Here is a 23,544-nt window from a genome sequence, read left to right on the forward strand (position 1 = left end):
ATCTCGTCGACCGGTATCGGTACTAGTAGCGGTAGTGGTCGGGCTTGTAGGGGCCCTCGACGGCCACGCCGATGTACTCGGCCTGGGCCTTGGTGAGCGTGGTGAGCTTCACGCCCAGGGCGTCCAGGTGCAGGCGGGCGACCTTCTCGTCCAGGTGCTTGGGCAGCACGTAGACGCCGATCGGGTAGTCGTCGGTCTTGGTGAACAGCTCGATCTGGGCGATCACCTGGTTGGTGAAGGAGTTCGACATGACGAACGAGGGGTGGCCGGTGGCGCAGCCCAGGTTCATCAGGCGGCCCTCGGCGAGCACGATGATCTGCTTGCCGTCGGGGAACTTCCAGGTGTGGACCTGCGGCTTGACCTCGGTCTTCTCGATGCCCGGGACCCTCGCCAGCCCGGCCATGTCGATCTCGTTGTCGAAGTGACCGATGTTGGACACGATGGCGTTGTGCTTCATCCGGGCCATGTGCTCGGCCGTGATGATGTTGAAGTTGCCGGTCGTGGTGACGAAGATGTCGGCGATGCCGACGACGTCCTCCAGCGTGGTCACCTGGAAACCGTCCATGGCGGCCTGGAGCGCGCAGATCGGGTCGATCTCGGTGACGATGACACGGGCGCCCTGGCCCCGGAGGGCGTCGGCGCAGCCCTTGCCGACGTCGCCGTAACCGCACACGACGGCGACCTTGCCGCCGATGAGCACGTCGGTGGCGCGGTTGAGGCCGTCGATCACCGAGTGGCGGCAGCCGTACTTGTTGTCGAACTTCGACTTGGTCACCGAGTCGTTGACGTTGATCGCCGGGAACAGGAGCGTGCCGGCCTTGAACATCTCGTAGAGGCGGTGGACGCCGGTGGTGGTCTCCTCGGTGACGCCCTTGATACCCGAGGCGATCTTCGTCCAGCGGCCCTCGTCGGAGACCGTGCGGCGGAGGAGATCGAGGATGATCTTCCACTCCTCCGGGTCGTCCTCGGCGGCGCTGGGGACGGCGCCGGCCTTCTCGTACTCGGCGCCCTTGTGGACGAGCAGGGTGGCGTCGCCGCCGTCGTCGAGGATCATGTTGGGGCCGTCACCGCCGGGCCAGGTGAGGGCCTGCTCGGTGCACCACCAGTACTCCTCCAGGGTCTCGCCCTTCCAGGCGAAGACCGGGACACCCTGCGGGTCCTCCGGGGTGCCGTTCGGGCCGACCACGACGGCGGCGGCGGCGTGGTCCTGGGTGGAGAAGATGTTGCAGCTCACCCAGCGGACCTCGGCGCCGAGCGCGACCAGGGTCTCGATGAGCACGGCGGTCTGGATGGTCATGTGCAGCGAGCCCATGATCTTCGCACCGGCCAGCGGCTGGGACTCGGCGTACTCCTTGCGGACGGCCATCAGCCCCGGCATCTCGTGCTCGGCGAGCTGGATCTCCCTGCGCCCGAAGGCCGCGAGGGAAAGGTCGGCGACCTTGAAGTCCATGTGTTTACCCCTCTGGTTGATGGACGGCGCTCGCCTCACGCCCTCGCAGGCCGCACCGGTCTTGGCTCGCGGTCCTGCTTCGCTCTCGGGCCGGGCTCACCGCTCCACCGGAAAAGTCGACGGTGCGAGTCTAGGCGGCCGGAACGACTCCACGCACCCTCTGAACCGGTAACCTGACACAAGAATGTAAGAATCCTAGGAAGGGGCCCGGCGATGCGGATCACCGAGGCGGCCAGGCGCCTGGGCATGTCCCCCCGGATGCTCCGCTACCGCGAGGCTCTCGGCCTGCTCCCGCCGGTCAGGAACCAGGGCGCGCACCGGCGCTTCGGCCCCGAGGAGCTCTCGGCCGTGGCCCAGGGCGTGGAACTGGAGAAACGGTTCGACATCTCCCCCGCCGAGCTGGCCTTCGGGCTGCGCGTGCTGAGCGAGCCCGCCGTGGCGCAGGCCGTACGGGAACTCGGGTTGCGCATCGGCCGGATCCAGGCGCCGCGCCGGGCGCTGGACTTCGAGAAGGAGAAAGCCCTGCGCCTGCTCCAGGGACGCCGGTAGCGGCGAGGTCGTCCCGGAGACGGCGACAGGGCCGAGCGGCCTCGCACGGGCTGGGCCGCCTCGCGAGGCCGGAAGAGGTCGGGATCGGACGGAGCCGGGCGGGCGCGGGGTCAGGCGGAGCCGTTGACGCTCGCCCGGTCGAGGTCGGGCTCCAGGTAGATGACGCGGGCCGCGGGGACGGCGGCGCGGACGCGCTGCTCGGCCTCGTCGATGCCGCGGGCCACCTCGGCCGCCGTGTCGTCGTGGTCCACCGCGATCTTGGCGGCGACCAGGATCTCCTCCGGGCCCAGGTGAAGCGTGCGCATGTGGATGACCCTGGACACCTCGGGCGTGCTCCGCAGGGCCTCGGCGATCTGGGCCTCGACCTCCGGGCCGGCGCCCTCACCGATCAGCAGCGACTTGGTCTCGATGGCGAGGATGACCGCGATCACGCCGAGCAGGGCACCGATCATCAGGGTGCCGATGCCGTCCCAGACGGGGTTTCCGGTCACCACGGCCATCGTCACGCCGAAGAGCGCGAAGATCAGGCCGAGCAGCGCGCCGAGGTCCTCAAGGACGATGACGGGGAGCTCGGGAGACTTGGCCCGGCGGATGAACTGCACCCAGGACTGGTTGCCCCGGATGTGGTTGGACTCGATGATGGCCGTCCGGAACGAGAACGCCTCGGCGATGATCGCGAAGATCAGCACACCGAAGGCCCACCCCGGGCTCGTGAGCGCCTCCGGGTGGGAGACCTTGTGCCAGCCCTCGTAGATGGAGAAGACCGCGCCGATGGTGAACAGCACGACGGCCACCACGAACGCGTAGAAGTAGCGCTCCCGGCCGTACCCGAAGGGGTGCTGGGGCGTGCGCGCGCGCTGGGCGCGCTTGCCGCCGATGAGGAGCAACGCCTGGTTGCCCGAGTCGGCCACCGAGTGGACCGACTCGGCGAGCATCGATGACGAGCCCGTGAAGACGAACGCCACGAATTTGGATGCCGCGATCGCCAGGTTGGCGGCCAACGCCGCGATGATCGCCTTAGTACCGCCGCCCGCGCTCACGGCAGCCTCCGCTCCTGCTATCCGAAAAAGACCCGACAGGATCCTATTGGGAAATTCTCGCCCTGAGCTCTGTGATCGCCGCCACAGGTGCAGGATCGATACCGTACCCGAGAGCGAGGTACGTACTCGCGAAATCTCCCAGACCGATCAGCGTCGCCAGCCGCTCCAGCGGGTGAACCCCCTCCGCGACGACCCGGGTGACCCGGACCCCCCTGTCTTCGGCGAGCCGCACCGCCGCCTCGCAGCTCCGCGCCACCCGCGGGTGCTCCTCCACGTCGCGCAGCACGAACAGCCGGATCTCCCGGCCGCCGTCGTCGGCGAAGATGTCACGCTGGGCCAGCGGGCCGTCGAAGGCGGCGATCTGACCGTGGTCGACTCCGGGGACCTCGCCCCAGATCGCCGGATACTTGCCGTTCTCGTTGAGCTGCGCGGCCCACCGGTTGGCGGCGACGGCCGCCAGCGGGGAGCATCCCCAGATCATCGGCACCGACTCGGCGATCCCCATGGCCAGCGACTTGCCCGGATTGATGAACGACTCGCTCGCCGGGCGGCAGCGGTGGGCGATGTCCTCCAGGCGCTTGGCGGCCTCCTCGAACACATCCTCGCCGGCGTCGATCAGGCCCAGTTCCGCGGCGGCGACGACCAGCGGGACCGCCAGCGACCACACCGCGGCGCGTGCCGGGCCGTCCGATTCGACGGGCACGAACGGCGCGCTCGCCTGCCGGGCGATCGACTGGAGCGGTGAGTCGGACCCGCCGACGGCGAGCAGGCGGCAGCCGCGGCGGACCGCCTCGGTCGCCACCGCGAGCGTCTCCTCGGTACGGCCCGAACGCGAGACGGCGATCACCAGGTCGTTCGCACCGATCCAGCCCGGCAGCCGGTAGGACCTGACGGTCAGCACCGGCAGCGGGACACCGGAACCGCACACCGCGTTCAGGATGTCACCGGCGACGCCCGAGGCGCCCAGGCCCGCGACCACGATCGCCCGGGGCCGCCCGTCACGGGCGACGGAGGGCAGCGCCGACTCGAGCGCGGCCCGCCGGGAGGTGCGGATCTGGGCGGCCGAGGAGGCCACCGCGCGCAGCATCCCCGACGGGTCGCCCTCGGTCAGCAGGCCCTGATCGTCCAGCCGATCGGGCTCCCAGTTCACGACTTCCGCGCCTCGTCCACAAGCAGGACCGGGATGTCGTCCCGGACCGGGTACACCAGGCCGCAGGCGGCGGAGGTGCAGGACAGCTCGTCCACCTCCGGCTCGGCACGCAGCGGGGACTTGCAGTTGGGACAGGCCAGGATCTCCAGCAGCCAGTCGTCGATCTTCACGTGCTCAGCTCCTCACGACAGCAAGGACCTCGTCCCTGATCGCTGCCATCTGATTCTCGTCGGCCGCCTCGGCGTTCAGCCTGAGCAGCGGCTCGGTGTTGGACGGACGGAGGTTGAACCACCATCCGGGGCCGGAGACGGTCAGGCCGTCCAGTTCGTCGAAGGTGACGCCGTCGCGGACGGCGAACGTCTCACGGACCCGCGTCACCGCGGCGGCCTGGTCGGCGACCGTGCTGTTGATCTCTCCGGAGGCCGTGTAGCGAGTGTAGTCGGCCAGGATCTCGGAGAGCGGCCGGTCCTGCCCGCCCAGCGCGGCCAGCACGTGCAGCGCGGCCAGCATGCCGGAGTCGGCGAACCAGAAGTCCTTGAAGTAGTAGTGCGCGGAGTGCTCGCCGCCGAAGACCGCGCCCGTCCTTGCCATCTCGGCCTTGATGAACGAGTGGCCCACCCGGGTGCGGACCGGCCGGCCGCCGTGCTCGGCGACGATCTCGGGAACGGCCCGCGAGGTGATCAGGTTGTGGATGACCGTGGCGCCGGGGTGCCGGGCCAGCTCGCGTACGGCGACCAGCGCGGTGACCGCGGAGGGGGAGACCGACTCGCCGCGCTCGTCGACGACCCAGCAGCGGTCGGCGTCGCCGTCGAAGGCCAGGCCGATGTCGGCGCCCACGTCGAGCACGGCCTTCTGCAGGTCGCGCAGGTTGTCGGGCTCGATGGGGTTGGCCTCGTGGTTGGGGAAGGTGCCGTCGAGCTCGAAGTACAGGGCGGTCAGCTCGACGGGCAGCCCCTCGAAGACCACCGGGACCGTGTGGCCGCCCATCCCGTTGCCCGCGTCGACCACGACCCGCAGCGGCCGGATGCCGGACAGGTCGACCAGGGTGCGCAGGTGGTCGGCGTAGCCGCGCAGCAGGTCGCGCTCGGAGACCCTCCCGGCCGCGGCGCCGCGGAGGGCGCCCGACCGCAGGATCTCGGCGGCCCGGTCGCGGATCTCGACGAGCCCGGTGCCGCTGCCGATCGGCACGGCACCGGCCCGGCACATCTTCATGCCGTTGTAGCGGGCCGGGTTGTGGCTCGCGGTGAACATCACTCCGGGCAGGGCGAGGCTGCCGCTGGCGTAGTAGAGCAGGTCGGTCGAGCCGAGCCCCGCGTTGACCACGTCGGCCCCCCGCGAGATGGCGCCGCGCGTGAAGGCGGCGGCCAGGGGCACCGACGACTCGCGCATGTCGTGCGCCACAACGGCGGTATCGGCCCCGGTCACCTCCACGAACGCCGCGCCGACCGCCTCCGCGGTCTCCTCGTCGAGTTCGTCCGGCACGACGCCTCGAACGTCGTACGCCTTGAAGATCCTGGCGAGGTCGCCCACTCCGGCTCCGCTTTCTGTGTCGTGTTCGCTGGCCCCAGCCTAGTAGGGTCAGCGGTCGCGCTGGGGCTGAGCCGAGCGGAGCACCCGCAGATGACCTCGGCGGCCGACCTCGACACCCTGGCCGACCGGCTCGGCGCCACCGCTCGGCGCGGGCCTGGCGGCCTCGCGGACCGCGTTGGCGAGGGCTTCGAGATCGTCCGTACTCGGCGGCGCGCCGTCGGTGGGCAACCGGACGACCTCCCACCCGCGGGGCGCGGTGAGCCGCTCGGCATGCTCGGCACACAGGTCGTAACAGTGCGGCTCGGCGTACGTAGCCAAGGGCCCGAGAACAGCGGTCGAATCGGCGTAGACGTACGTGAGCGTGAAAACGGCAGGCTGACTGCACGCGGTGCGGGAACAGCGGCGGACGGGGCTCACGGTGGGACCGTATCCGGTAAGCGTCCGGGGCGCCACTATCTGAGCGCTCTTAACGAGCGTGTCGCCACAATTCGGACACGTGTCCCGGCTTCCACCCCCCTGTACGGCTTGCGCCCTGTCGGCACCGCGCGGCGCGCGCTCTCGCATCCCGCCGCGCTCCGGACGGTCCCGGCCTCGGGGACAGCATCTAAGCTGGGCGCGTGAGCTCGGCACCCGGTAGACGTCCTCCCCGCAGGCGCGACAGGCACGGCCGCGGCCTGCGCGGCCCGCTCGCGCCCTCGCACGTGCCGATCGCCAAGGCCCGCAGCGAGCGCTTCGACGACCTCGTGCTCGACTCGGTCGACCGGCTCAAGCCGCGGTGGGGCAAACAGCTGGCGGCCGTCGAGTTCGCGGTCGAGGAGGTGCCGCCGGCCAGCGAGCTGGGCGACGGCCCCGGGCTGCTCAACGGCGACCCCATCCCGTTCGGCCGCTCCGAGCCCGCCGCGGGGAGCCAGCCGGCCGTGGTGGTCATCTACCGCCGGCCGCTGGAGAGCCGGGCCCGTGACCGCGACCACCTCGGTGCGATGGTGCACGAGACGGTGGTCGAGCAGGTCGCCGGTCTCCTGGGGCTCTCCCCCGAGTCGATCGACCCGGGCTTCGACGACCACGACTGAGCCGCGAGCGGGGCGGTGGTCCGGCGGCACCCGGGTGCGCCGGCGGTCTTCCGTCCGCCGACGGGCCGAGGGTGCGCCGGTGAGCGCCGCGGCGTCAGGGCAGCACGACGGCGGCGGACTCGGTGACCGGGGGGACCAGCGCCCACATGCGGGCCGGGGCCAGCGGCTGGATCGTCAGCGCCGGACCGCCCTTGAGCCGCTCGTCCATCACACGCCCGCCGTACACCGGCCCGGAGCCCGGCAGCGGCAGCAGGACCACCGCGAAGGGCCCGTCCACCTTGGGGAGCTTGACCTGCTTGGTCCGCCCGGCGGAGATGTCGACCTGGAACGGCTCCCGCGGCTCGCCCTCGCGCGGCAGCACCTGCACGCTGACCCTCCCGATCGCGTCGGGCGCGGTCAGCAGCAGGCGGGCCCCCTTCTTGTCTCCCGTACGGTTGCCGGCGACCACGCTGCCCAGATCGATCGGGACGGCGCCGGCGGTGAAGGCCACGTCGCCCTTGGCGCCGGTGCGGGCGACCAGCCCGGCCACGATCGGCGTGTCGGAGGTGAGCACGAGCGCGGCGGGCCGGCCGCCGACGCCGGCGGACAGGTCGAGGGCGGCGACGGAGCCGGCGGGCACCTCGACCAGTTCCCGGCCCTTGAGCGCGTAGGTCCCGTCGGGGGTGAGCGCCCTGACCTCGACCAGGGTGTCGGCCTCGTCGACGGAGGCGACGAGGAGCCGGCGCTCGCCGCCGCCGCCCGGGATGCCCGGCACCACGACGCGGGTGGCCGGAGGCGCGGCGGCCGGCAGCCAGTCGACGCCCCGCCCGCCGTTCATGATCGCCCGGGCCGCGGCGGTGACCCGGCCGGAGATCGTACGGACGTGCAGAGCCATGACGAGCGGCGACGGCGCCAGGTCCGCGACCTTGACGGTGCGGCTCTCGCCCGGCTTGAGGGTGAACACCCCGCCGGCGTCACCGACCACCGGGCCCTCACCCGAGTAGACCAGGATCTCCGTGATGGCCGGGGCGAGGTCGGCGTTGGTCAGGTAGAGCGTGACGTCGGCCGCGGCGGGCCCGGGTCCGACCAGCCAGGTGCTCGCCACCGGCTCCGTGCACCGCACCCCGGCCAGCCCCCGCTGCCCGCCCGAGGTCTCCCTGCGGGTCTGCGCCGCTTCCACGCCGGCGGCCATGCTGCCGACGGCCGTCGTGACCAGGGGCGGCGACCCCGCGGGCACCCCCTCATGCCAGAGCCTGCCGGGGGTGTCGAGGGTGGCGAGGGTCTTGTCCCCGGTGACGAGCGTCGCGGTGCCCTGCCCCTGCCCGCCGGGCGGGGTGATCACGGCGACGTCGGTGCCACCCGGGGCGGGGCAGACGGTCGTCACCTCGGCGACGGGTACCTTCTGGGGGCCCGGCGGGCGGGCGGCGACGGCGTCGGGACGGCCGGCGAACGCCACCCCGTACAGGGCGAGCAGCGCCACCAGGACCAGGGCCAGGAGACCGAACCGGTTCTCGATCAGGGATTTCACCGGGCGGCCAGCTCCCTCACCGGTCCGGGCTCCTCCTGCGGGGCGGGCTCCGCGCCGTCGGTCCGCGAGCCCGGAGCCGCCAGGGCCGCGACGACGAGCACCAGCACGGCCTGGGCCCAGAGCCAGCGGCCGTGCCAGGGGTCACCGGGCGGGGCGGCGGGGAGGGCGACCTGCTGGGTCAGCCGCCACACGCCCACCGCGCGTGACAGGCTCATCCTGGCCAGTGCGGGCTGGGAGTCGAGAGCCTGGCTGAGCCGCGGGTCGACGGGCGCGGTCAGCACCACGAACCGGATGCCGTGGGCCGCCAGCACGCGGGCGTCGTCACCGCCCCTGCCCGACACCAGCCCGGCCGCCGCGAGGCGGACCCGTTCCCGGGGGCCGTCGGGGGCGGGAATGTCGGCCTCGCCGACCACCGGGGTCCGGCCGCGCAGCACGGTGTAGCGCAGGCCTTCCTCCGTGCCGTGCAGCATCAGGGCGCGCTCGCCGCCCGCGGAGTTCACCGCGACCAGGGCGGGGACGACGTCTCGGACGGTCCCGCGGAGCGGGCCGTCCGCACCCCGGGCGACCCACATGCCCGCTGCGAGCAGCGGAGTGGAGAAGGCGACCAGCACGACGCCGAGCGCGGCGGCCCGGCGCAACCCTCCGGCCGCCCGGAACTCGACGATCCGGTCGGCGGTGAGCGCCGCCACCACGAGCATGCCGGTGGCGGCGAAGGCCAGCGGCACGCCCGGCCAGGCGGGGGCCTCGACGTCGCCGCCCGCGGAGGTGACCTGGGTCCGGCTGACCAGGATCGCCACCAGCACACCGAAGAGCGCGACACCCCAGCCGATCGCGATGACCATCCGGTTGCGGCGCATCAGCAGCGCGGCGAGGCAGGCGGTGATGAGGCCGCCGGTCACCCAGAGCGGCGGCATGCCGGGGCCGCCGGGGCTGAGCAGCAGCAGCGCCTGCGCGGGCAGCCGGGCCTCGACCAGGGAGGACTGGTGCAGTCCGGCCTCCAGCAGCAACCGGCCCGGATCGGCGGCCGTCTGGAGCAGCCAGGGGAACAGCAGCACCACGGGCACGGCGAACGCCACGGCCATCGACACGGCGACACCGCGCCGCGGGAAGGCCAGCGCCGCCAGCGCGCCGAGGACGGCGGCGAGCGGGTAGACCAGCGGGGCGAAGGCCGTGCCCACGGTGAGCAGCAGGCCCAGTCCCCAGGCGGCGCGGCGGGCGCGGCGCCGCTCCCCGGCCAGCACCCTGGTGGCGAGCGCGGCGTAGACGGGCAGCAGCACGAGGACCACCGCGGTGCCGAGCCGCCCGGCGGCGATCGCGCCGGTGGCCACCGGCAGCAGGGCGTAGGAGGAGGCCAGCCAGACCCGGGTCCACCGCCCGGGGATCATCGACCGCGTCGCCACGTACGCGGACAGGCCCGCCAGCGGCACGGAGCCGAGCAGCAGCAACGAGACCGCGAGCCAGGTCTTGCCGAACAGCAGGCTGGACAGGACCGCCAGCACCGCGACGTACGGCGGCGCCCACGCGTCGCTGCCCAGGCCGGCCTGGTGGTAGTCCTCACGGTAGAGGTCCCACAGGTCGGAGGCTCCGCCGATCACCGGGACGAGCGCGCCGCCGCCCAGCCGGGCGCCGCCGATCAGGGACCGCTCGGCGGCCAGCGTGACCAGGGCCAGCGCCAGGAAGAGCAGGACGCCCGGATTGGAGAAGACGCGCTGCGTCACCCCGGCGTCGGTGAGCAGTTCCTCGCCGTCCTCCTGCTGGGCGGCGGTCACGGCGTGGTGGCGTCCGGCGGACTCCACGAAACCGGCCCCCGACAGGTAGCTCTGCGTCCGGTCGGCCAGCCGCCGCCAGCCCGCGCCCGGCGGGCTCAGCAACCGGCGGATCGTCCCGTACGACTGCTCGCGGCCCAGCGCACGGGCCCGGCGGGCCCTGAGCATCCGGACGGGATGGCCGAACACCGAGCCGAAGGCGAGGAACTCGTCCAGCGCGTTGGCGGGCTGCTTGGCCGCCAGGAACAGGACCGTGCGGAAGAGCGAGCCGAACAGGTTGCGGACCAGCGCCCGCAGCAGCGGCCGGAACGGCAGGTTCGCCATGACGACGAACATGGCGTTGCGGCGGTCCAGGCGGCGGGGGTGGTCACCGCTGGCGGTGATGCGGCGCCGGCGCCGGTAGGCGGCCTCGGCGTGCCAGGCGACCGCCTGGGTGACGTTCAGCACGCGGTATCCGGCCGACCTGACCCGCCAGCACAGGTCGAGGTCGTCGCGGAACAGCGGCAGCGCGGGGTCGAGTCCGCCGACCTCGTCCCAGACGTCCCGGCGGATCAGCATGCCCGCGGTGGAGACCGAGAGCACGTCCCTGACGCCGTCGTACTGCCCCTGGTCGAACTCGCGGGCCTCCAGCCCGGTGTCCCGGCGGCCGGTGCGGTCGACGGTGACGCCGACCTCCAGCAGGAGCCGCCGGTCCAGCCAGTCGCGGAGCTTGGGGCCGAGGACCGCCGCCCGGGGATCCTGGTCGGCGGCCCGGAGCAGGGCCTGCAGGGCGCGGGCGTCCGGGGCGCAGTCGTCGTGCAGCAGCCAGATCCATTCCTGCCCGCCTCCGGGCCCGAGCCGGTCGAGGACCTCGGTGACGGCCTCGCCGAAGCCGGTCGAGCGCGGGAGAGTGAGCACGGCCTTGGGGCCGAGGGCACCGGTCAGCAGCGCGGTGCTGCCGTCCCTGCTGCCGTTGTCCACCCCGACGACCCGGTCCACCGGGCGGGTCTGCCGGAGCAGGGCTTCGAGGGTCTCTCCCAGCCAGCGGGAACCGTCGTGGGAGACGACGATCGCGGTGACGGTGTGGTGGGGGCGTGGGGGGTCGGTGATGGACATACATCCCGAGGTTCAGGAGGCGGCGGTGATCGGCGCGACAACGATACGACACCCTATGTCTGACTATGTCTTACATCGGGAGGTACTTAAGGAAAAGGGTCACGCGACCGTCGGCCACGTGACCCCTCGGGCATATTCGTGAAGCGTCCCCCCCGGGACACCGTCAACTCCCTGTCAGAACCGCTCGGACCGCTCGGACCGCAACAGCCGTCCGGACGCCAGGCGCTCAGACCGCCTCGCGCTTGATCCGGCGGCGTTCCCGCTCCGACAGCCCACCCCAGATGCCGAACCGCTCGTCATGCTCTAGTGCGTACTCAAGACACTCGGCACGCACCTCGCAGGAACGGCAGACCTTCTTGGCCTCCCGGGTGGAGCCGCCCTTCTCCGGGAAGAACGCCTCCGGGTCCGTCTGCGCGCACAAGGCGCGCTCCTGCCAGCCAAGCTGCTCTTCAGCGATGCTGTCTTGTGCGATGACCAGGTCGGCCACTGCACACCTCCCTGCCGCACGCCCGCAAATGGAGCCCCCCTATGAACGCCTCCCCCTTACCCACCCAGAGGACGACGTAACAACATGCGTGTAATTACACGCGCGTGTCTGGTGTGGCGTCAAGCGGCATGCCGGTATCCGGGGAAAGACCCGCTCTCCCCGGTTGTGGGTCGTGTGCCAGCCACGACGGCAATTGCACCAGGCGATCGCGGCGATCGCCAGAGACTCAGCGCTCCCGACGGTCGGAACCGTACCAGGACATGTTCGGATCCTGACCGGGGCCCACCCTCTCTCTATCCGGGGTTTCCTCACCCGTGACCTGACCTGGGCGTTGTTCGGGCTTGTAGATCGCCGTCGGGTCGATGGGCTGCGAGTCCCACGTCCGGCCGGCGGGCGGCGCGGAAGCACCCAGCGGGTCCGCCTGGTAGGCGTTCGGGTCGAAACGGATCGTCGCCTCACCCTGCGCGTCCCACTGGTGGCCGCCCTGCTGGTACGGCTGCGCGGGGGGCGGCGCCTGCGGGGTCTGCGGATGACCGAACGGGTCGTCGTAGGCGGCGCCCGGCTGCGCGGAGCCGTACTCGGGGACGCGCAGGCTCGGCTCGGTGCCCTGGTTCTGCTGCTGGTAGCTCTCCGCCTGCTGGTAGGCCTGGGCCATCTGCTGGGCCCGGGGGTCGATCGGGTCGGGCGCGGGGTAGTGCAGGTTCGGCTCGGTGGGCCGGCCGAACTCCGCGCCGGAGTACCCGGTCGACGGCTGGCCGTAGTTCTCCGGCGGCTGCGGGAAGGACTGCTGGGGCCGGTCGTCGAACGGGGTGCTCCGGTTCCCGTCGGCCGGCGGGTAGGACGCGGGCGCCTGCTGCTCCGCGGGCCGGCCGTAGGCGGGGGGCTGCTCCTGCGGCTGCCCGTAGGACGGGACCTGCGACTCGCCCGGCTGACCGTACGCCGGGGCCTGCGACTCGGGACCACCGTAGGACGGCTGCTGTCCGAAACCCTGACCCTCCGGCTGCCCGAAGCCCGAAGACCCCGCGTCGGAGGGCTGGCCGTAACTCGGCAGCCGGGGCTCGGTCTGCCCGTACCCGGAGACCTGCTCACCCTGCTGACTTGCGGCGCCGCCGTAGGACGGGACCTGCTCCTGACCGTAAGACGGGACCGGCTCCTCGGGCCGGCCGCCGTAGGACGGCTGCTGCCCGTCCGAATGCCGGCCGCCCGCACCGGACGCCGGCGGATCCGCCTGCTGCCCGTAGCCCGGGAGCGGGGAGTCGGAGTACTGGCCGTAGCCGGGGAGTGCGGGGTTGGAGTGCTGCCCGTACCCGGCGGCCGGCTCCTGGGGCTGCCCATAGGACGGGGGCTGCGACTGTCCGTAGGGGGACGATTCCTGCGGCTGCCCGTAGGACGGGACCTGCGACTCGCCCGGCTGACCGTACGCGGGAGCCTGCGCCTGCCCGTACGCGGGAGCCTGCGCCTGGCCGTAGGACGGGACCTGCTCCTGACCGTAGGACGGGACCTGCTCCTGACCGTAGGACGGAGCCTGCGACTCGGGCCGGCCACCGTAGGACGGAGCCTGCGACTCGGGCCGGCCGCCGTAGGACGACTGCTGCCCGTCCGAATGCCGGCCGCCCGCACCGGACGCCGGCGGATCCGCCTGCTGCCCGAAGCCCTGACCCTCCGGCTGCCCGAAGCCCGAAGACCCCGCGTCGGAGGGCTGGCCGTAACTCGGCAACCGGGGCTCGGTCTGCCCGTACCCGGAGACCTGCTCACCCTGCTGACTTGCGGCGCCGCCGTAGGAAAGGGGGTCGTAACCGGCGATCGGCGGGTTGTACGGCGTGGCCGAGGGCTGGACGTCCGCCGGGACGTACGGGCTCGGGGTGTAGGTCTCGGTCGGCGCCGGGGTGGGAGCGGGCGCCGGGGCCGCGGGCTGCGCCTGCGGGACGGGCTGCGGCGAGACCTGCGGCAGGTTCTGCTGCGGGGCCTGCTGGGAGCCCGGGTAGGGGCCGGGCTGGGCGCCGTACGGCTGGGAGTCGGCCGGCGGGGCGTAGGAGGGAGCCTGCGGGTGGGTGTCGGTCTGCCGGCCGTACCCCTCCGAGCCGCCGCCGGAGCTGTGCGCGGGCGCGGGCGGGAGCGCCGGCAGATTCTGCGGAACCTGGACGGCGGGAGCGGGCACGGCCTCCCGGGGGTGGCCGCCCTGCGGGACCTGGCCGTGGGGAGCCTGGTCGTGCGGAGCCTGGCCGTGGAAAGGAACCTGACCCTGCGGAGCCTGGCCGTGGAAGGGAGCCTGGCCCTGCGGGGCCTGGCCGTGGGGAGCCTGGTCGTGGGGGCCCTGCCCCTGCGGCGGGACCTGCCCCTGTCCGGGCACGTGAGCGTCGGGCTGGGAGTACTGCTCCCGGGAGCGGCTCCCGGAACGGCCGGAGTCGTCCGCGGCGAACGGGTCGCCGGCCGAGAGCGCCCGGGGCAGCAGGTAGAGCAGCGCGAGCGCGGACAGCGCCAGGGCGGGGAGGTGGAGGACGAGCAGTTCGACCTTCCCGAGGAAGCCCGGGGCGCCGCCGAACAGGCCGCCGAGCAACCCGATCACGCCGAACAGCAGGGTGAGCCCGAGTGTGCCGACCGCCACCAGGGCCATCAGCTTGAGGCGCTCGATCACCGGCCCGAGGTGGGTGGCCAGCAGCACGGCGCCGACGAGCAGCGCGGGGATGACCGGTGAGGCGAACTGACCCAGGTAGGCGACGGATGCCCTGCCGAAGGACGACGTCCCGAACAGCAGCCGCTCGATGCCGACGAGGACGCTCGTGGACGCGACGGCGACCATGAGCCACGCCGCCGGTTCTCGGAGCCGGCTCGCCTCGACGTTGATCACAACTACCCCCATAGGGTCTTTAGGTAAACCCGGGTCAGTTTTGCACATGGCTGACTTTGGTGCCGGTGGTCCCGGGAAGCCCACCAACCCCATAAGTGCACCATTGCATCCTATTAATCCACATTTCGGACAGTAGGTCAGACGATCCTGCCAGCACCGGCCCGTATAACGATCATGAAAAGACTGGTCGTCTCCTCTCCCGGAGCCCCGTCGAAGCGCTCTCCCGGCCCTGCCGAAGAGCGTGCGGACCAAGTGGAAGACTGGCGGCATGCGCATTGTGTCCCTCGCCGGCGGAATCGGCGGCGCCCGCTTCCTGCGCGGCCTCCGCAGCACGGCTCCCGATTCGGAGATCACCGTCATCGGCAACACCGGTGACGACATCAGCCTCTACGGCCTGCGGGTCTGCCCCGATCTCGACACCGTGATGTACACCCTGGGCGGCGGCATCAACGAGGAGCAGGGCTGGGGGCGGCGCGACGAGTCACACGTCGTCAAGGAGGAGCTCGCCGCCTACGGCGTCGAGCCGCAGTGGTTCGGCCTCGGCGACCGCGACTTCGCCACCCATATCGTGCGCACCCAGATGCTCGACGCCGGATACCCCCTCTCGGCGGTCACCGAGGCGCTGTGCGCGCGCTGGCAGCCGGGTGTGCGGCTGATCCCGATGACCGACGACCGGGCCGAGACCCACGTGGTCATCTCCGACGAGCGGGGCCGCCGGGCGATCCACTTCCAGGAGTGGTGGGTGCGGCTGCGCGCCTCCGTCCCCGCCGAGCAGATCATCCTGGTCGGCGCCGACCAGGCGGCTCCCGCCCCCGGGGTGCTGGAGGCCATCGCCGCCGCCGACGCGGTGATCCTGCCGCCGTCCAACCCGGTCGTCAGCATCGGCACGATCCTGCAGATCAAGGGTGTCCGCGAGGCCCTGGAGGCCAAGACGGTCGTCGGCGTCTCCCCCATCGTCGGCGGCGCCCCCGTCCGCGGGATGGCCGACGCCTGCCTGACCGCGATCGGCGTGGCGACCACCGCCCAGGCCGTCCTGGAGCTCTACGGCACGCCGCTGGTGAACGGCTGGCTGGTCGCGGAGGAGGACGCCGGTGTCGCCCTGGACGGCGTGGAGGTCGAGGCCCGCCCGCTGATCATGCATGACGTGGCGGCCGCCGCCGACATCGCCCGCGCCGCCCTGGACCTGGCCGTGCGTCTCGCGGGCGGCGGCGCCGAACCTCCCGCGCCCGCCGCCGGGCCCGGCGCGTCCCGGGAGGAGACCCCCGAGGCCGGGACGGAGGGTTCCCGATGAGCCGGATCAGGCGCGGGCAGAACGGTCCCGTCGACGTCAGGCTGGAGATCTTCCCCGTCCCCGGCCTCCCCGAGGTGCGCGAGGGCGACGACGTCGGGGAACTGATCGCCACGGCCCTGCCCGGCCTGCGGGACGGCGACATCCTCGTGGTCACGTCCAAGATCGTGAGCAAGGCCGAGGGCCGGGTCCGCCACGGCGTCGACCGGGCGGAGGCCGTGGCCGCCGAGACGAGGCGGGTGGTCGCCCGGCGCGGCGAGACGGTGATCGCCGAGACCGCGCACGGCTTCGTCATGGCCGCCGCCGGGGTCGACGCGTCCAACACCCCGCCCGGCACGGTCGTCCTGCTGCCCGCCGACCCGGACGCCTCGGCCGCGGCCGTCCGGGCCCGCCTCAGGGAGCGGCTCGGCGTCTCGGTCGGCGTGATCGTCTCCGACACCTTCGGCCGCCCGTGGCGCAACGGGCAGACGGATCTGGCCGTCGGGGCCGCCGGGGTGACCCCCGCGCTCGACTACCGGGGCATGTCCGACGACCACGGCAACGCGCTGGAGGTCACCCTGACGGCCGTCGCGGACGAGTTCGCCGCGGCCGGCGACCTGGTCAAGGGGAAGGTCGCGCAGACCCCGGTCGCGGTGATCAGAGGCCTGGCCGAGTACACCACCGAGGAGGACGGACCCGGCGTGCGCGACCTGATCCGCGGGTCCGACGACGACATGTTCCGGTACGGCGCGCGCGACGTGGTCTTCGCCCGCCGGACCATCCGCGAGTTCGCGCCCGGCCCGGTGGACGGCGCCAAGGTCCGCCGGGCGGTCGACGCCGCCATCGCCGCGCCCGCCCCGCACCACACGACCCCGTGGCGGTTCGTCCTCCTGGAGTCGGCCGGGGCCCGCGAGAAGCTGCTCGACGCCATGCGCGAGGCGTGGATCGCCGACCTGCGCGGCGACGGTTTCTCCGAGGAGTCGATCGCCAGGCGGATCAGGCGCGGCGACGTGCTGCGCGCGGCCCCGTACCTGGCGGTGCCCTGCCTGGTCATGGACGGCTCGCACACCTACCGCGACGACCGGCGCAACGCGGCCGAGCGGGAGATGTTCGTGGTCGCCGCCGGCGCGGGGGTGCAGAACTTCCTGGTCCAGCTCGCGGTGGAGGGGCTGGGCTCGGCCTGGGTCTCCTCCACGATGTTCTGCCGGAACGTGGTCCGCGAGGTCCTCGGCCTGCCCCCGTCCTGGGACCCCATGGGCGCCGTCGCCATCGGCCGCCCCGCCGCCCCGCCCCGGGACCGCGCCCCCCGGCAGGCCGCCGACTTCGTCGTCGTCCGCTGACCCCGCCCCGGACGGTCACCGGGGTGTCCCGGTGACCGTCCGTCCACGAGACCGCGGCAAGTCGCTCACCAACGAATTCCAAGTACCCCGTTCCACAATGCGGCCATGAGCCCATCGCGCCGCGCTGCCAGGACGTCCCGTGGCAGGCGCCCCTCCGGCCCCGGCGGGACCTCCCGGGACGGCACGCCTCGTGGATCGATAGGGGACAGGATCCTCTGGCCGCTGTTCTTGCTCGTGCTGATCGGGGGGATGACCGTGCTGGCCGTCGTCGACGCGGTGCCCCGCGTCCGGCTGGCGCTCGGCCAGACCGGCACCTCCGGCACCATGACCGTCTCGTGGTGTGATGATCCGGGCAGCGACGGCCCGCGGCGGCGCTGCGAGGGGACCTTCGTCTCCGACGCCACCGGGGAGGCGGTCGTGGCCGGTGCCGTCAACACATTCGAACCCGGCGACGTCTATTCCGCCCAGCTGACCCCGGACGGCGGCCGCGCCGTCCTGCGGGGTGTCAGATACGCTCTGGCCGATCTCCGGTCCTCCTGCACCGGCCTGTTCATCCTGGCGATGATACTGGCGATCTGGATAAGGCCGTTGACCCGCACCGTCATAGTCGCCACGTCCGCGATGGGGACGGTGGGGCTGGTGGGATGGATCGCCGGCTGGATCGCGTCCCTCGGCTGACCGGCCCGGCGGTCAGGCGGGTTTGCGGCAGGTGGGGTGGCACAACCGCCTGGCCAGGGCGGACAGGAACACATCGATGATCTCCCCGGGCTCCTGGGCGACGTGCAGGGAGCCGTTGGTGACGGAGGCCACCTGGGTGAGGGTGGCGCGGTCGAGGTCGGCGCCGAAGGCGAGGACGACGATCTGGACCGGCTGCTCGGGGTCCCACTCCTCGCGGAGCGCCTTCACCAGCTCGGCGCCGGAGACGCCCCTGCCGTCGTCCTTGCCGGCCGTGATGACGAGCAGGGTGTTGTTCATCGTCCCGTCGTAGGCTCCGGTGACCTCGCGGAACCCGGCGAGGACGGAGTCGTACAGGGCGCTGGGCGCCTTGGGGTCGGCGCGCAGGGTCCGGGTCAGCTCCTCCAGGCGGCCGCGCCGGATGACCTGGCCCCCGTCGGGCTCGACGATCGGGCCGATCCGTACCCGCTCGCGTTGGTCGTCCCCCTTGACCGAGGAGAACTCCCACATGCCCATGTGGGTGGAGTTGGGGAAGAGCTGCAGGCCGAGCCGGGCGGCTTCGAGCGCGACGGAGAGTTTGGTCCTGCCCTTGTCACCCTTGATGGGTTCGGCCATGTGCCTGCCGGCATCGGCCAGGACCAGGATGTTGGTCGGCGGGGCGAGCCTGCTCCACGCCTCCAGCGCCTCGTCGATCCTGGCGGGCAGGATGCTCGGGCGGGTGCGGGGCGCCTCGGTGGGGATCTCCGGGCCGGGTGAGTACGGCCCCAGGGAGCCGTCGGCGGAGCGGAAGCCCGCCCGGCGGGCCGCCTCCTGGGTCTCCGGGGAGCGCAGCCACGCCGCGAAGGCCCGCGATCCGCTCGCCCGGGCCTCGTCGGCGGCGGTGACCACGTAGGGATAGTCGAGGTTGATGGTCCCCTCGCGGGGGTGGAGGGCGACCACCGGGTCCTCGGACGGCCGGCGGTTGTGCTCCCACACGGACTGCTCGGGGACGATCACGACCGGGCGTTTCCAGAAGGAGCGGTCGTCGACGGCGGCGAGCATGCTCCGGTAGTCGGGCGCCGCGCCCGCCTGTGCCCAGCGGACGAACGCGGTGAGCGCGCGGTCGGCCTCCGGGCCGGTGCCGACGACGTCCCTGGCCGCGGCCACGGTGGCGATCCCGGCGCCCGCGAGTGAGGGGTCGGGGACGCGGACCACGTCGGGTTCGTCCTCGGTCGGCTTGACCCGGCCCTTGGTGGTCGAGGGGAAGACCATCCGCCAGTTCATGTCGGTCTCGCCCACCGCGAAGCGCTGGGCGAGGGACCTCCTGGTCGCGAAGACCAGGGGCGAGGTGGCCATGACGGTCTCGGTGCCGGCCAGGTTGGCGGCGCCCTGCTTGCGGGCGAGCCGGATCCAGGCCGAGGAGTCGGAGATCCAGCCGTCGGGGCGCTCGCTGAGCACCCCGGCGGTGTCACCGACCAGCGTGCGGAGCACGGTGGCCGGCGACTGCTCCGTCACCTGGACCAGGACGCACCGGCCGTCGACGGCCGTTCCGCTCCGGTTGAACCGCTCCGCCGTCTCCATGACGGTCGGGGCGATGTCGATGGCGGCGGCGACGCCGACCAGGACCGGATCGCGGCCCGAACACGAGGTCCCCGCCTGGCCGAAGGCCAGGACGGCGCCGCCGGTCAGGGCGGTCGCGGTCGCGACCGCCGCCAGCGACAGACTCAGACGGACCTGACGCCGACGCGTCTGCGCGCCGGCGGCCACACGGTGTCGACCAGAGGGCACGCGCGGACCTCTCGCTTCGGGGGGAGTGACGATTCTCCCAGCGAACCTCGGGCGGAACGCAAGCAAATGTAGAACTTGTTATAACCTCACCGGGGCTCCAGCGACAGTAGGGGACGGGACGCGGGGCGCACGCTCTGGCAGACTCCGTCGCTCGCCCGCGCCGCGGCCAGCCGCTCGGCGTCCGGGACGCCGTAGGAGGTGGTCCGCTGCCGGACCGGCCGCCCGGTGGGGGCGACCATGGCCTCGATCTCGCCGATCGTCTTGAAGGAGCCGTTCTCCGACCCGGCCATCCGGCTGATCGTCTCCTCCATGAGCGTGCCGCCGAGGTCGTTCACCCCGCCCTGGAGCACCTCGCGGCACAGGCCGTCCTGGAGCTTCACCCAGGAGCACTGGATGTTGGCGATGGCGCCGTGCAGCAGGATGCGGGCCAGCGCGTGCACGGCCCGGTTCTCCCGCGCGGTGGGCCCCGGCCGGGCGATGCCCGCCAGGTAGATGGGCGCGCTGTGGTGGACGAACGGCAGCAGCACGAACTCGGAGAAACCGCCGGTCTCCTCCTGGATGCGGCGGATCAGCCGGATGTGCCGCACCCAGTGCGCGTGGGTGTCGACGTGGCCGTACATCATCGTCGAGGTCGTCGGGATGCCGACCCGGTGGGCGGTGGTGATCACCTCGGTCCACTCCCTGGTGGGCAGCTTGCCCTTGGTCAGCACCCAGCGGACGTCGTCGTCGAGGATCTCGGCCGCCGTGCCGGGCAGCGAGTCGACACCCGCCTCCCTGGCGGCGAGCAGCCAGTCCTCGATCGACAGGTTGGTCCGGCTGGCGCCGTTGATGACCTCCATCGGGGAGAACGCGTGGACGTGCATCTGCGGCACCCGGGCCTTGACCGCGCGGGCGATGTCGAAGTATGCGGTGCCCGGCAGGTCGGGGTGGATGCCGCCCTGCATGCACACCTCGGTCGCCCCGGCCTGCCAGCCCTCCCAGGCCCGGTCGGCGACCTGTTCCAGGGAGAGGGTGTAGGCGTCGGCGTCGGTACGCCGCTGCGCGAAGGCGCAGAAGCGGCAACCGGTGTAGCAGACGTTGGTGAAGTTGATGTTGCGGTTCACCACGTAGGTGACGTCTTCTCCGGCCGCCTCCCGGCGCAGGCCGTCGGCGATGCGGCACAGCTCGTCCAGGGCGGCGTCGTCGGCACCGGCCCCGTTCTGGTCGCCGGCCAGGTCCAGCAGGACGAGCGCCGCCTCGTCGCTCAGCCCGGCGGGGTCGTGCTCCGCCTGCCGCAGCGCCTCGCGCACGTCGCCGCGGACGATCGAGGACGCGGTGGGCAGACGCTCCCTGAGCGCCTCCCAGTCGCCGTAGACGTGGTCGAAGTCCTCGCGGCGGTCGGCGCTGCGTCCCTCGGCGTCGACCGCCGTGTGCAGGTCGGTGCGGCCCAGGGCGGCGAAGCCGCCGTCCGGCTCCTGCCAGGGCCGCCCGGCCGGGATCGCGTCCTCGCGGGCGAGCCCGGTCTCCGGATCCGCGAGGGCGGCCACGTGCGCGGCGAGCCTGGGGTCCAGCCAGGGCTCCCCGGCCAGCACGTACTCGGGGTAGATGGTCAGCCGCTCACGCAGGGCGAATCCGGCGGCGGCCGTGCGGGCGGCGAGGTCGTCGATCTGCGGCCACGGGCGTTCGGGGTTGACGTGGTCGGGTGTGAGCGGTGAGACGCCGCCCCAGTCGTCGATGCCCGCCCTGATCATCAGCTCGTACTCGGCGTCCACCAGGTTCGGCGGGGCCTGCAGCCGCGCCTTGGGGCCCAGCACCAGGCGAGCCACCGCGATCGTGGCGGCCAGCTCCTGCAGGTCGGCGTCCGGCATGCCGCGCATCGCGGTGTCTGGCTTGGCGCGGAAGTTCTGGACGATGACCTCCTGGATGCCGCCGTACTCGCGCGCCACCCTGCGCAGCGCGAACAGCGACTCGGCGCGCTCCTCGACCGTCTCGCCGATGCCGATCAGGATGCCGCTGGTGAACGGCACGTTCGTGCGGCCGGCGTCCTCCAGCACGCGCAACCGGATCGCGGGGTCCTTGTCGGGCGAGCCGTAGTGCGCCTGCCCCTTCTCCTCGAAGAGCCGCCGCGAGGTCGTCTCCAGCATCATGCCCATGGACGGCGCGACGGGCTTGAGCCGCTGGAGGTCCCGCCAGGTCATGACGCCCGGGTTGAGGTGCGGCAGCAGCCCGGTCTCCTCCAGGACCCGGATGGCCATGGCGCGGACGTAGGAGAGCGTGTCGTCGTAGCCGTGCGCGTCCAGCCACTCCCGGGCCTGGTGCCAGCGGTCCTCCGGCCGGTCGCCCAGGGTGAACAGAGCCTCCTTGCACCCCATCTCCGCGCCCCGCCGGGCGATCGCCAGGACCTCGTCCGGTCCGAGGAACACGCTGTCGAGCTTGTGCGGGGCGGTGGCGAACGTGCAGTACCCGCAACGGTCCCGGCAGAGCCGCGTCAGGGGGATGAAGACCTTGCGGCTGTAGGTGATGATCCCTGGCCGTCCGACCGCCGCCAGGCCCGCGTCCCGGACTCGGCCGGCGTGGGCGAGCAGATCCTGCAGATGTTCGTCCCGCGCGTGGAGCAGGACCGTGGCCTCGGCCGGATCGAGAGCCTTGCCGTCGCGGGCCCTGGCCAGGGCCCGGCGCATCGCGTTGTCGGTGGGGTTCACGCTCATGACCGCACAGTACGGCGCAGCATGGACTAATCGGTCATCGGGTGCCGGATCAATCACGATCCTTCAGATCTTCTAAAGGGTCATCTCAAGTAAGTCTCGATAGACGTAAATGCTTGCAGGTGCATAAATTTGGAGTGTCCCCGGGTGTGTCCCGGGATCCCCGAGAGCCTCCGGGATCCTCCCCGGGAGACACCGGCGCGCAAAGACGCCGGTCCACCCTCTTCACCTTCAGGAGCCGAAGATGATCTGGTTTCTCCTCGTCCTCGCCGTGGTCGCCGTCCTCGCCCCGCTGATCGGCACGGACACGCGCGACGGCCGCGACTGGCATCCCACCGAGCCCTCCTGGGACGGCGGCACGCTCAGAACGGACGACGGCATGCTCAGAACGAGCGATAGTCCCGCGCGGGCATCCGCGGCCCGCGAGCGGGTGGTCGCGCACCGGCCGCGCCCAGCAGCCGGCTGACCCGGTGCCGGTGCCCCCGGTAGGGCGCGAGCAGGCGCAGCATCCCGGCGTCGTCCGCCCGCTCACCCGCCAGCGACCAGCCGACCAGCGACGGCAGGTGGAAGTCTCCGACCGAGACGGCGTCCGCGTCGCCGTGCGAACGCTGGCGCACCTCGGCCGAGGTCCACACCCCCACCCCGGGCAGCGCCCGTAACAGCCGGTCGGCCTCGGCGCTGCCCCCGGCCGCCTCCAGCTTCGCGGCGTGCCGGGCCGCGTTCACGATCGTGCGGGCCCGCACGGCCTCCGCCCCGGCCCGGTGCCAGTCCCACGACGGGATCGACCGCCACACCTCGGGTGCGGGGAAGACCCGCATCCCCTCGGGCGCGGGCCCCGGAGCGGGCTCCCCGTACCGGTGCAGCAGCCACCGCCACGCCCGCCAGGCCTCCGTGCACACGACCTTCTGCTCCAGCACGGCCGGCACCAGGGCCTCCAGCACCCGGAACGTCCGCCCGATCCGGAGCCCCGGATGGCGCCCGGCCGCTCTCCGCACGGCCTCGTGCTCGGGGACGAACCCCGACAGGTCGTCCTCGGCGCCGAGCAGCTCGGGAAGCGTCTGCAGCAGCCACCCCGCCCCCGGCCCCCACGCCGCGGCGGCCACCCGCCCGCCCCGAGCCGCGACGCGCAGCGTCCCCGGCCCGTCGGGCGTGCGCGAGGTCCGCCAGATCGCCCCGCCCGCGTCCTTGCGCCAGGTGGGATCCCCGGTCCCGCGCCGGTGCGGGTCGAGCGTCAGCGTCAGGTCGAGCGGCCACGGCGGGCACCACTCGCGCTCCATCACCACGCCGCGCCACCGTACGCCGCGCCGCCCGCGGCCCGG

At 72.8% G+C, this 23,544-nt stretch carries 18 protein-coding genes; 5 read left to right on the forward strand and 13 right to left on the reverse strand.

From position 1 onward, the window contains the following. Positions 1 to 22 precede the first annotated feature (22 nt). The gene (ahcY, locus tag ABD841_RS28455; protein WP_344978231.1) at positions 23 to 1,450 is read right to left on the reverse strand and encodes an adenosylhomocysteinase; all 1,428 of its coding nucleotides are present in this window, start codon (positions 1,448 to 1,450) and stop codon (positions 23 to 25) included. A 213-nt stretch (positions 1,451 to 1,663) separates the two neighbouring features. On the opposite strand from ahcY, the gene ABD841_RS28460 reads away from it, so the two are divergent. Further along, positions 1,664 to 1,999: a MerR family DNA-binding transcriptional regulator gene (locus tag ABD841_RS28460; RefSeq protein WP_344978233.1), complete on the forward strand. Its 336-nt coding sequence runs from the start codon at positions 1,664 to 1,666 to the stop codon at positions 1,997 to 1,999. A gap of 110 nt (positions 2,000 to 2,109) precedes the next feature. Here ABD841_RS28460 and ABD841_RS28465 read toward each other — a convergent pair whose 3' ends face one another. Genes ABD841_RS28465 through ABD841_RS28485 form a run of 5 tightly spaced genes read right to left on the reverse strand, consistent with a single transcriptional unit; the run spans position 2,110 to position 6,136 of the window. Further along, positions 2,110 to 3,039, reverse strand: coding sequence for a cation diffusion facilitator family transporter (locus ABD841_RS28465; RefSeq protein WP_344978235.1), 930 nt, complete (start codon positions 3,037 to 3,039; stop codon positions 2,110 to 2,112). 43 nt (positions 3,040 to 3,082) lie between these two features. After that, positions 3,083 to 4,189: an SIS domain-containing protein gene (locus tag ABD841_RS28470; RefSeq protein ID WP_344978237.1), complete on the reverse strand. Its 1,107-nt coding sequence runs from the start codon at positions 4,187 to 4,189 to the stop codon at positions 3,083 to 3,085. Further along, entirely contained in the window at positions 4,186 to 4,359 is a 174-nt protein-coding gene (locus tag ABD841_RS28475) for a Trm112 family protein (protein ID WP_184538708.1), read from the reverse strand. The genes ABD841_RS28470 and ABD841_RS28475 overlap by 4 nt, the downstream gene beginning before the upstream one ends. A gap of 4 nt (positions 4,360 to 4,363) precedes the next feature. Continuing rightward, positions 4,364 to 5,719, reverse strand: coding sequence for a phosphomannomutase/phosphoglucomutase (locus tag ABD841_RS28480; RefSeq protein WP_344978240.1), 1,356 nt, complete (start codon positions 5,717 to 5,719; stop codon positions 4,364 to 4,366). 48 nt (positions 5,720 to 5,767) lie between these two features. Further along, positions 5,768 to 6,136, reverse strand: a complete 369-nt coding sequence (locus ABD841_RS28485) for a DUF3499 domain-containing protein (protein WP_184538704.1) — start codon at positions 6,134 to 6,136, stop codon at positions 5,768 to 5,770. 200 nt (positions 6,137 to 6,336) lie between these two features. On the opposite strand from ABD841_RS28485, the gene ABD841_RS28490 reads away from it, so the two are divergent. After that, positions 6,337 to 6,789, forward strand: a complete 453-nt coding sequence (locus ABD841_RS28490) for a metallopeptidase family protein (protein WP_344978242.1) — start codon at positions 6,337 to 6,339, stop codon at positions 6,787 to 6,789. A gap of 94 nt (positions 6,790 to 6,883) precedes the next feature. On the opposite strand, the gene ABD841_RS28495 is transcribed toward ABD841_RS28490, so the two are convergent. The 4 genes from ABD841_RS28495 to ABD841_RS28510 all read right to left on the reverse strand — a co-directional run bounded on the left by ABD841_RS28495 (position 6,884) and on the right by ABD841_RS28510 (position 14,504). Then, a complete protein-coding gene (locus ABD841_RS28495; RefSeq protein WP_344978244.1) occupies positions 6,884 to 8,296 on the reverse strand; it encodes a DUF5719 family protein in 1,413 nt (470 codons plus the stop codon). Continuing rightward, the gene (locus ABD841_RS28500; RefSeq protein WP_344978246.1) at positions 8,293 to 11,157 is read right to left on the reverse strand and encodes a glycosyltransferase; all 2,865 of its coding nucleotides are present in this window, start codon (positions 11,155 to 11,157) and stop codon (positions 8,293 to 8,295) included. The genes ABD841_RS28495 and ABD841_RS28500 overlap by 4 nt, the downstream gene beginning before the upstream one ends. A 226-nt stretch (positions 11,158 to 11,383) precedes the next feature. After that, positions 11,384 to 11,644: a WhiB family transcriptional regulator gene (locus ABD841_RS28505; protein WP_012888122.1), complete on the reverse strand. Its 261-nt coding sequence runs from the start codon at positions 11,642 to 11,644 to the stop codon at positions 11,384 to 11,386. A gap of 226 nt (positions 11,645 to 11,870) precedes the next feature. Then, complete coding sequence (locus ABD841_RS28510) at positions 11,871 to 14,504, reverse strand: hypothetical protein (RefSeq protein WP_344978248.1); 2,634 nt, start codon at positions 14,502 to 14,504, stop codon at positions 11,871 to 11,873. Between the two features lie 256 nt (positions 14,505 to 14,760). Between ABD841_RS28510 and cofD the strand changes: the two genes are divergently transcribed. The 3 genes from cofD to ABD841_RS28525 all read left to right on the forward strand — a co-directional run bounded on the left by cofD (position 14,761) and on the right by ABD841_RS28525 (position 17,777). Continuing rightward, a complete protein-coding gene (gene cofD / locus ABD841_RS28515) occupies positions 14,761 to 15,783 on the forward strand; it encodes a 2-phospho-L-lactate transferase (protein WP_344978250.1) in 1,023 nt (340 codons plus the stop codon). Then, complete coding sequence (locus ABD841_RS28520) at positions 15,780 to 17,099, forward strand: coenzyme F420-0:L-glutamate ligase (RefSeq protein ID WP_344978252.1); 1,320 nt, start codon at positions 15,780 to 15,782, stop codon at positions 17,097 to 17,099. The genes cofD and ABD841_RS28520 overlap by 4 nt, the downstream gene beginning before the upstream one ends. 105 nt (positions 17,100 to 17,204) lie before the next feature. Beyond that, positions 17,205 to 17,777 (forward strand): hypothetical protein, encoded by a 573-nt coding sequence (locus ABD841_RS28525; protein ID WP_344978254.1) that lies wholly within the window; start codon positions 17,205 to 17,207, stop codon positions 17,775 to 17,777. Positions 17,778 to 17,789: 12 nt separating this feature from the next. Here ABD841_RS28525 and ABD841_RS28530 read toward each other — a convergent pair whose 3' ends face one another. The 3 genes from ABD841_RS28530 to ABD841_RS28540 form a co-directional block, all read right to left on the reverse strand. Then, the gene (locus ABD841_RS28530; protein ID WP_344978256.1) at positions 17,790 to 19,541 is read right to left on the reverse strand and encodes a substrate-binding and VWA domain-containing protein; all 1,752 of its coding nucleotides are present in this window, start codon (positions 19,539 to 19,541) and stop codon (positions 17,790 to 17,792) included. An 86-nt stretch (positions 19,542 to 19,627) separates the two neighbouring features. After that, the gene (locus tag ABD841_RS28535) at positions 19,628 to 22,228 is read right to left on the reverse strand and encodes a bifunctional FO biosynthesis protein CofGH (protein ID WP_344978258.1); all 2,601 of its coding nucleotides are present in this window, start codon (positions 22,226 to 22,228) and stop codon (positions 19,628 to 19,630) included. A gap of 380 nt (positions 22,229 to 22,608) precedes the next feature. Then, the gene (locus ABD841_RS28540) at positions 22,609 to 23,502 is read right to left on the reverse strand and encodes a DNA-3-methyladenine glycosylase family protein (RefSeq protein WP_344978264.1); all 894 of its coding nucleotides are present in this window, start codon (positions 23,500 to 23,502) and stop codon (positions 22,609 to 22,611) included. Positions 23,503 to 23,544: the final 42 nt, after the last annotated feature.

The organism is Streptosporangium fragile, from assembly GCF_039534445.1.
In the GTDB taxonomy this organism is placed as follows: Bacteria; Actinomycetota; Actinomycetes; order Streptosporangiales; family Streptosporangiaceae; genus Streptosporangium; species Streptosporangium fragile.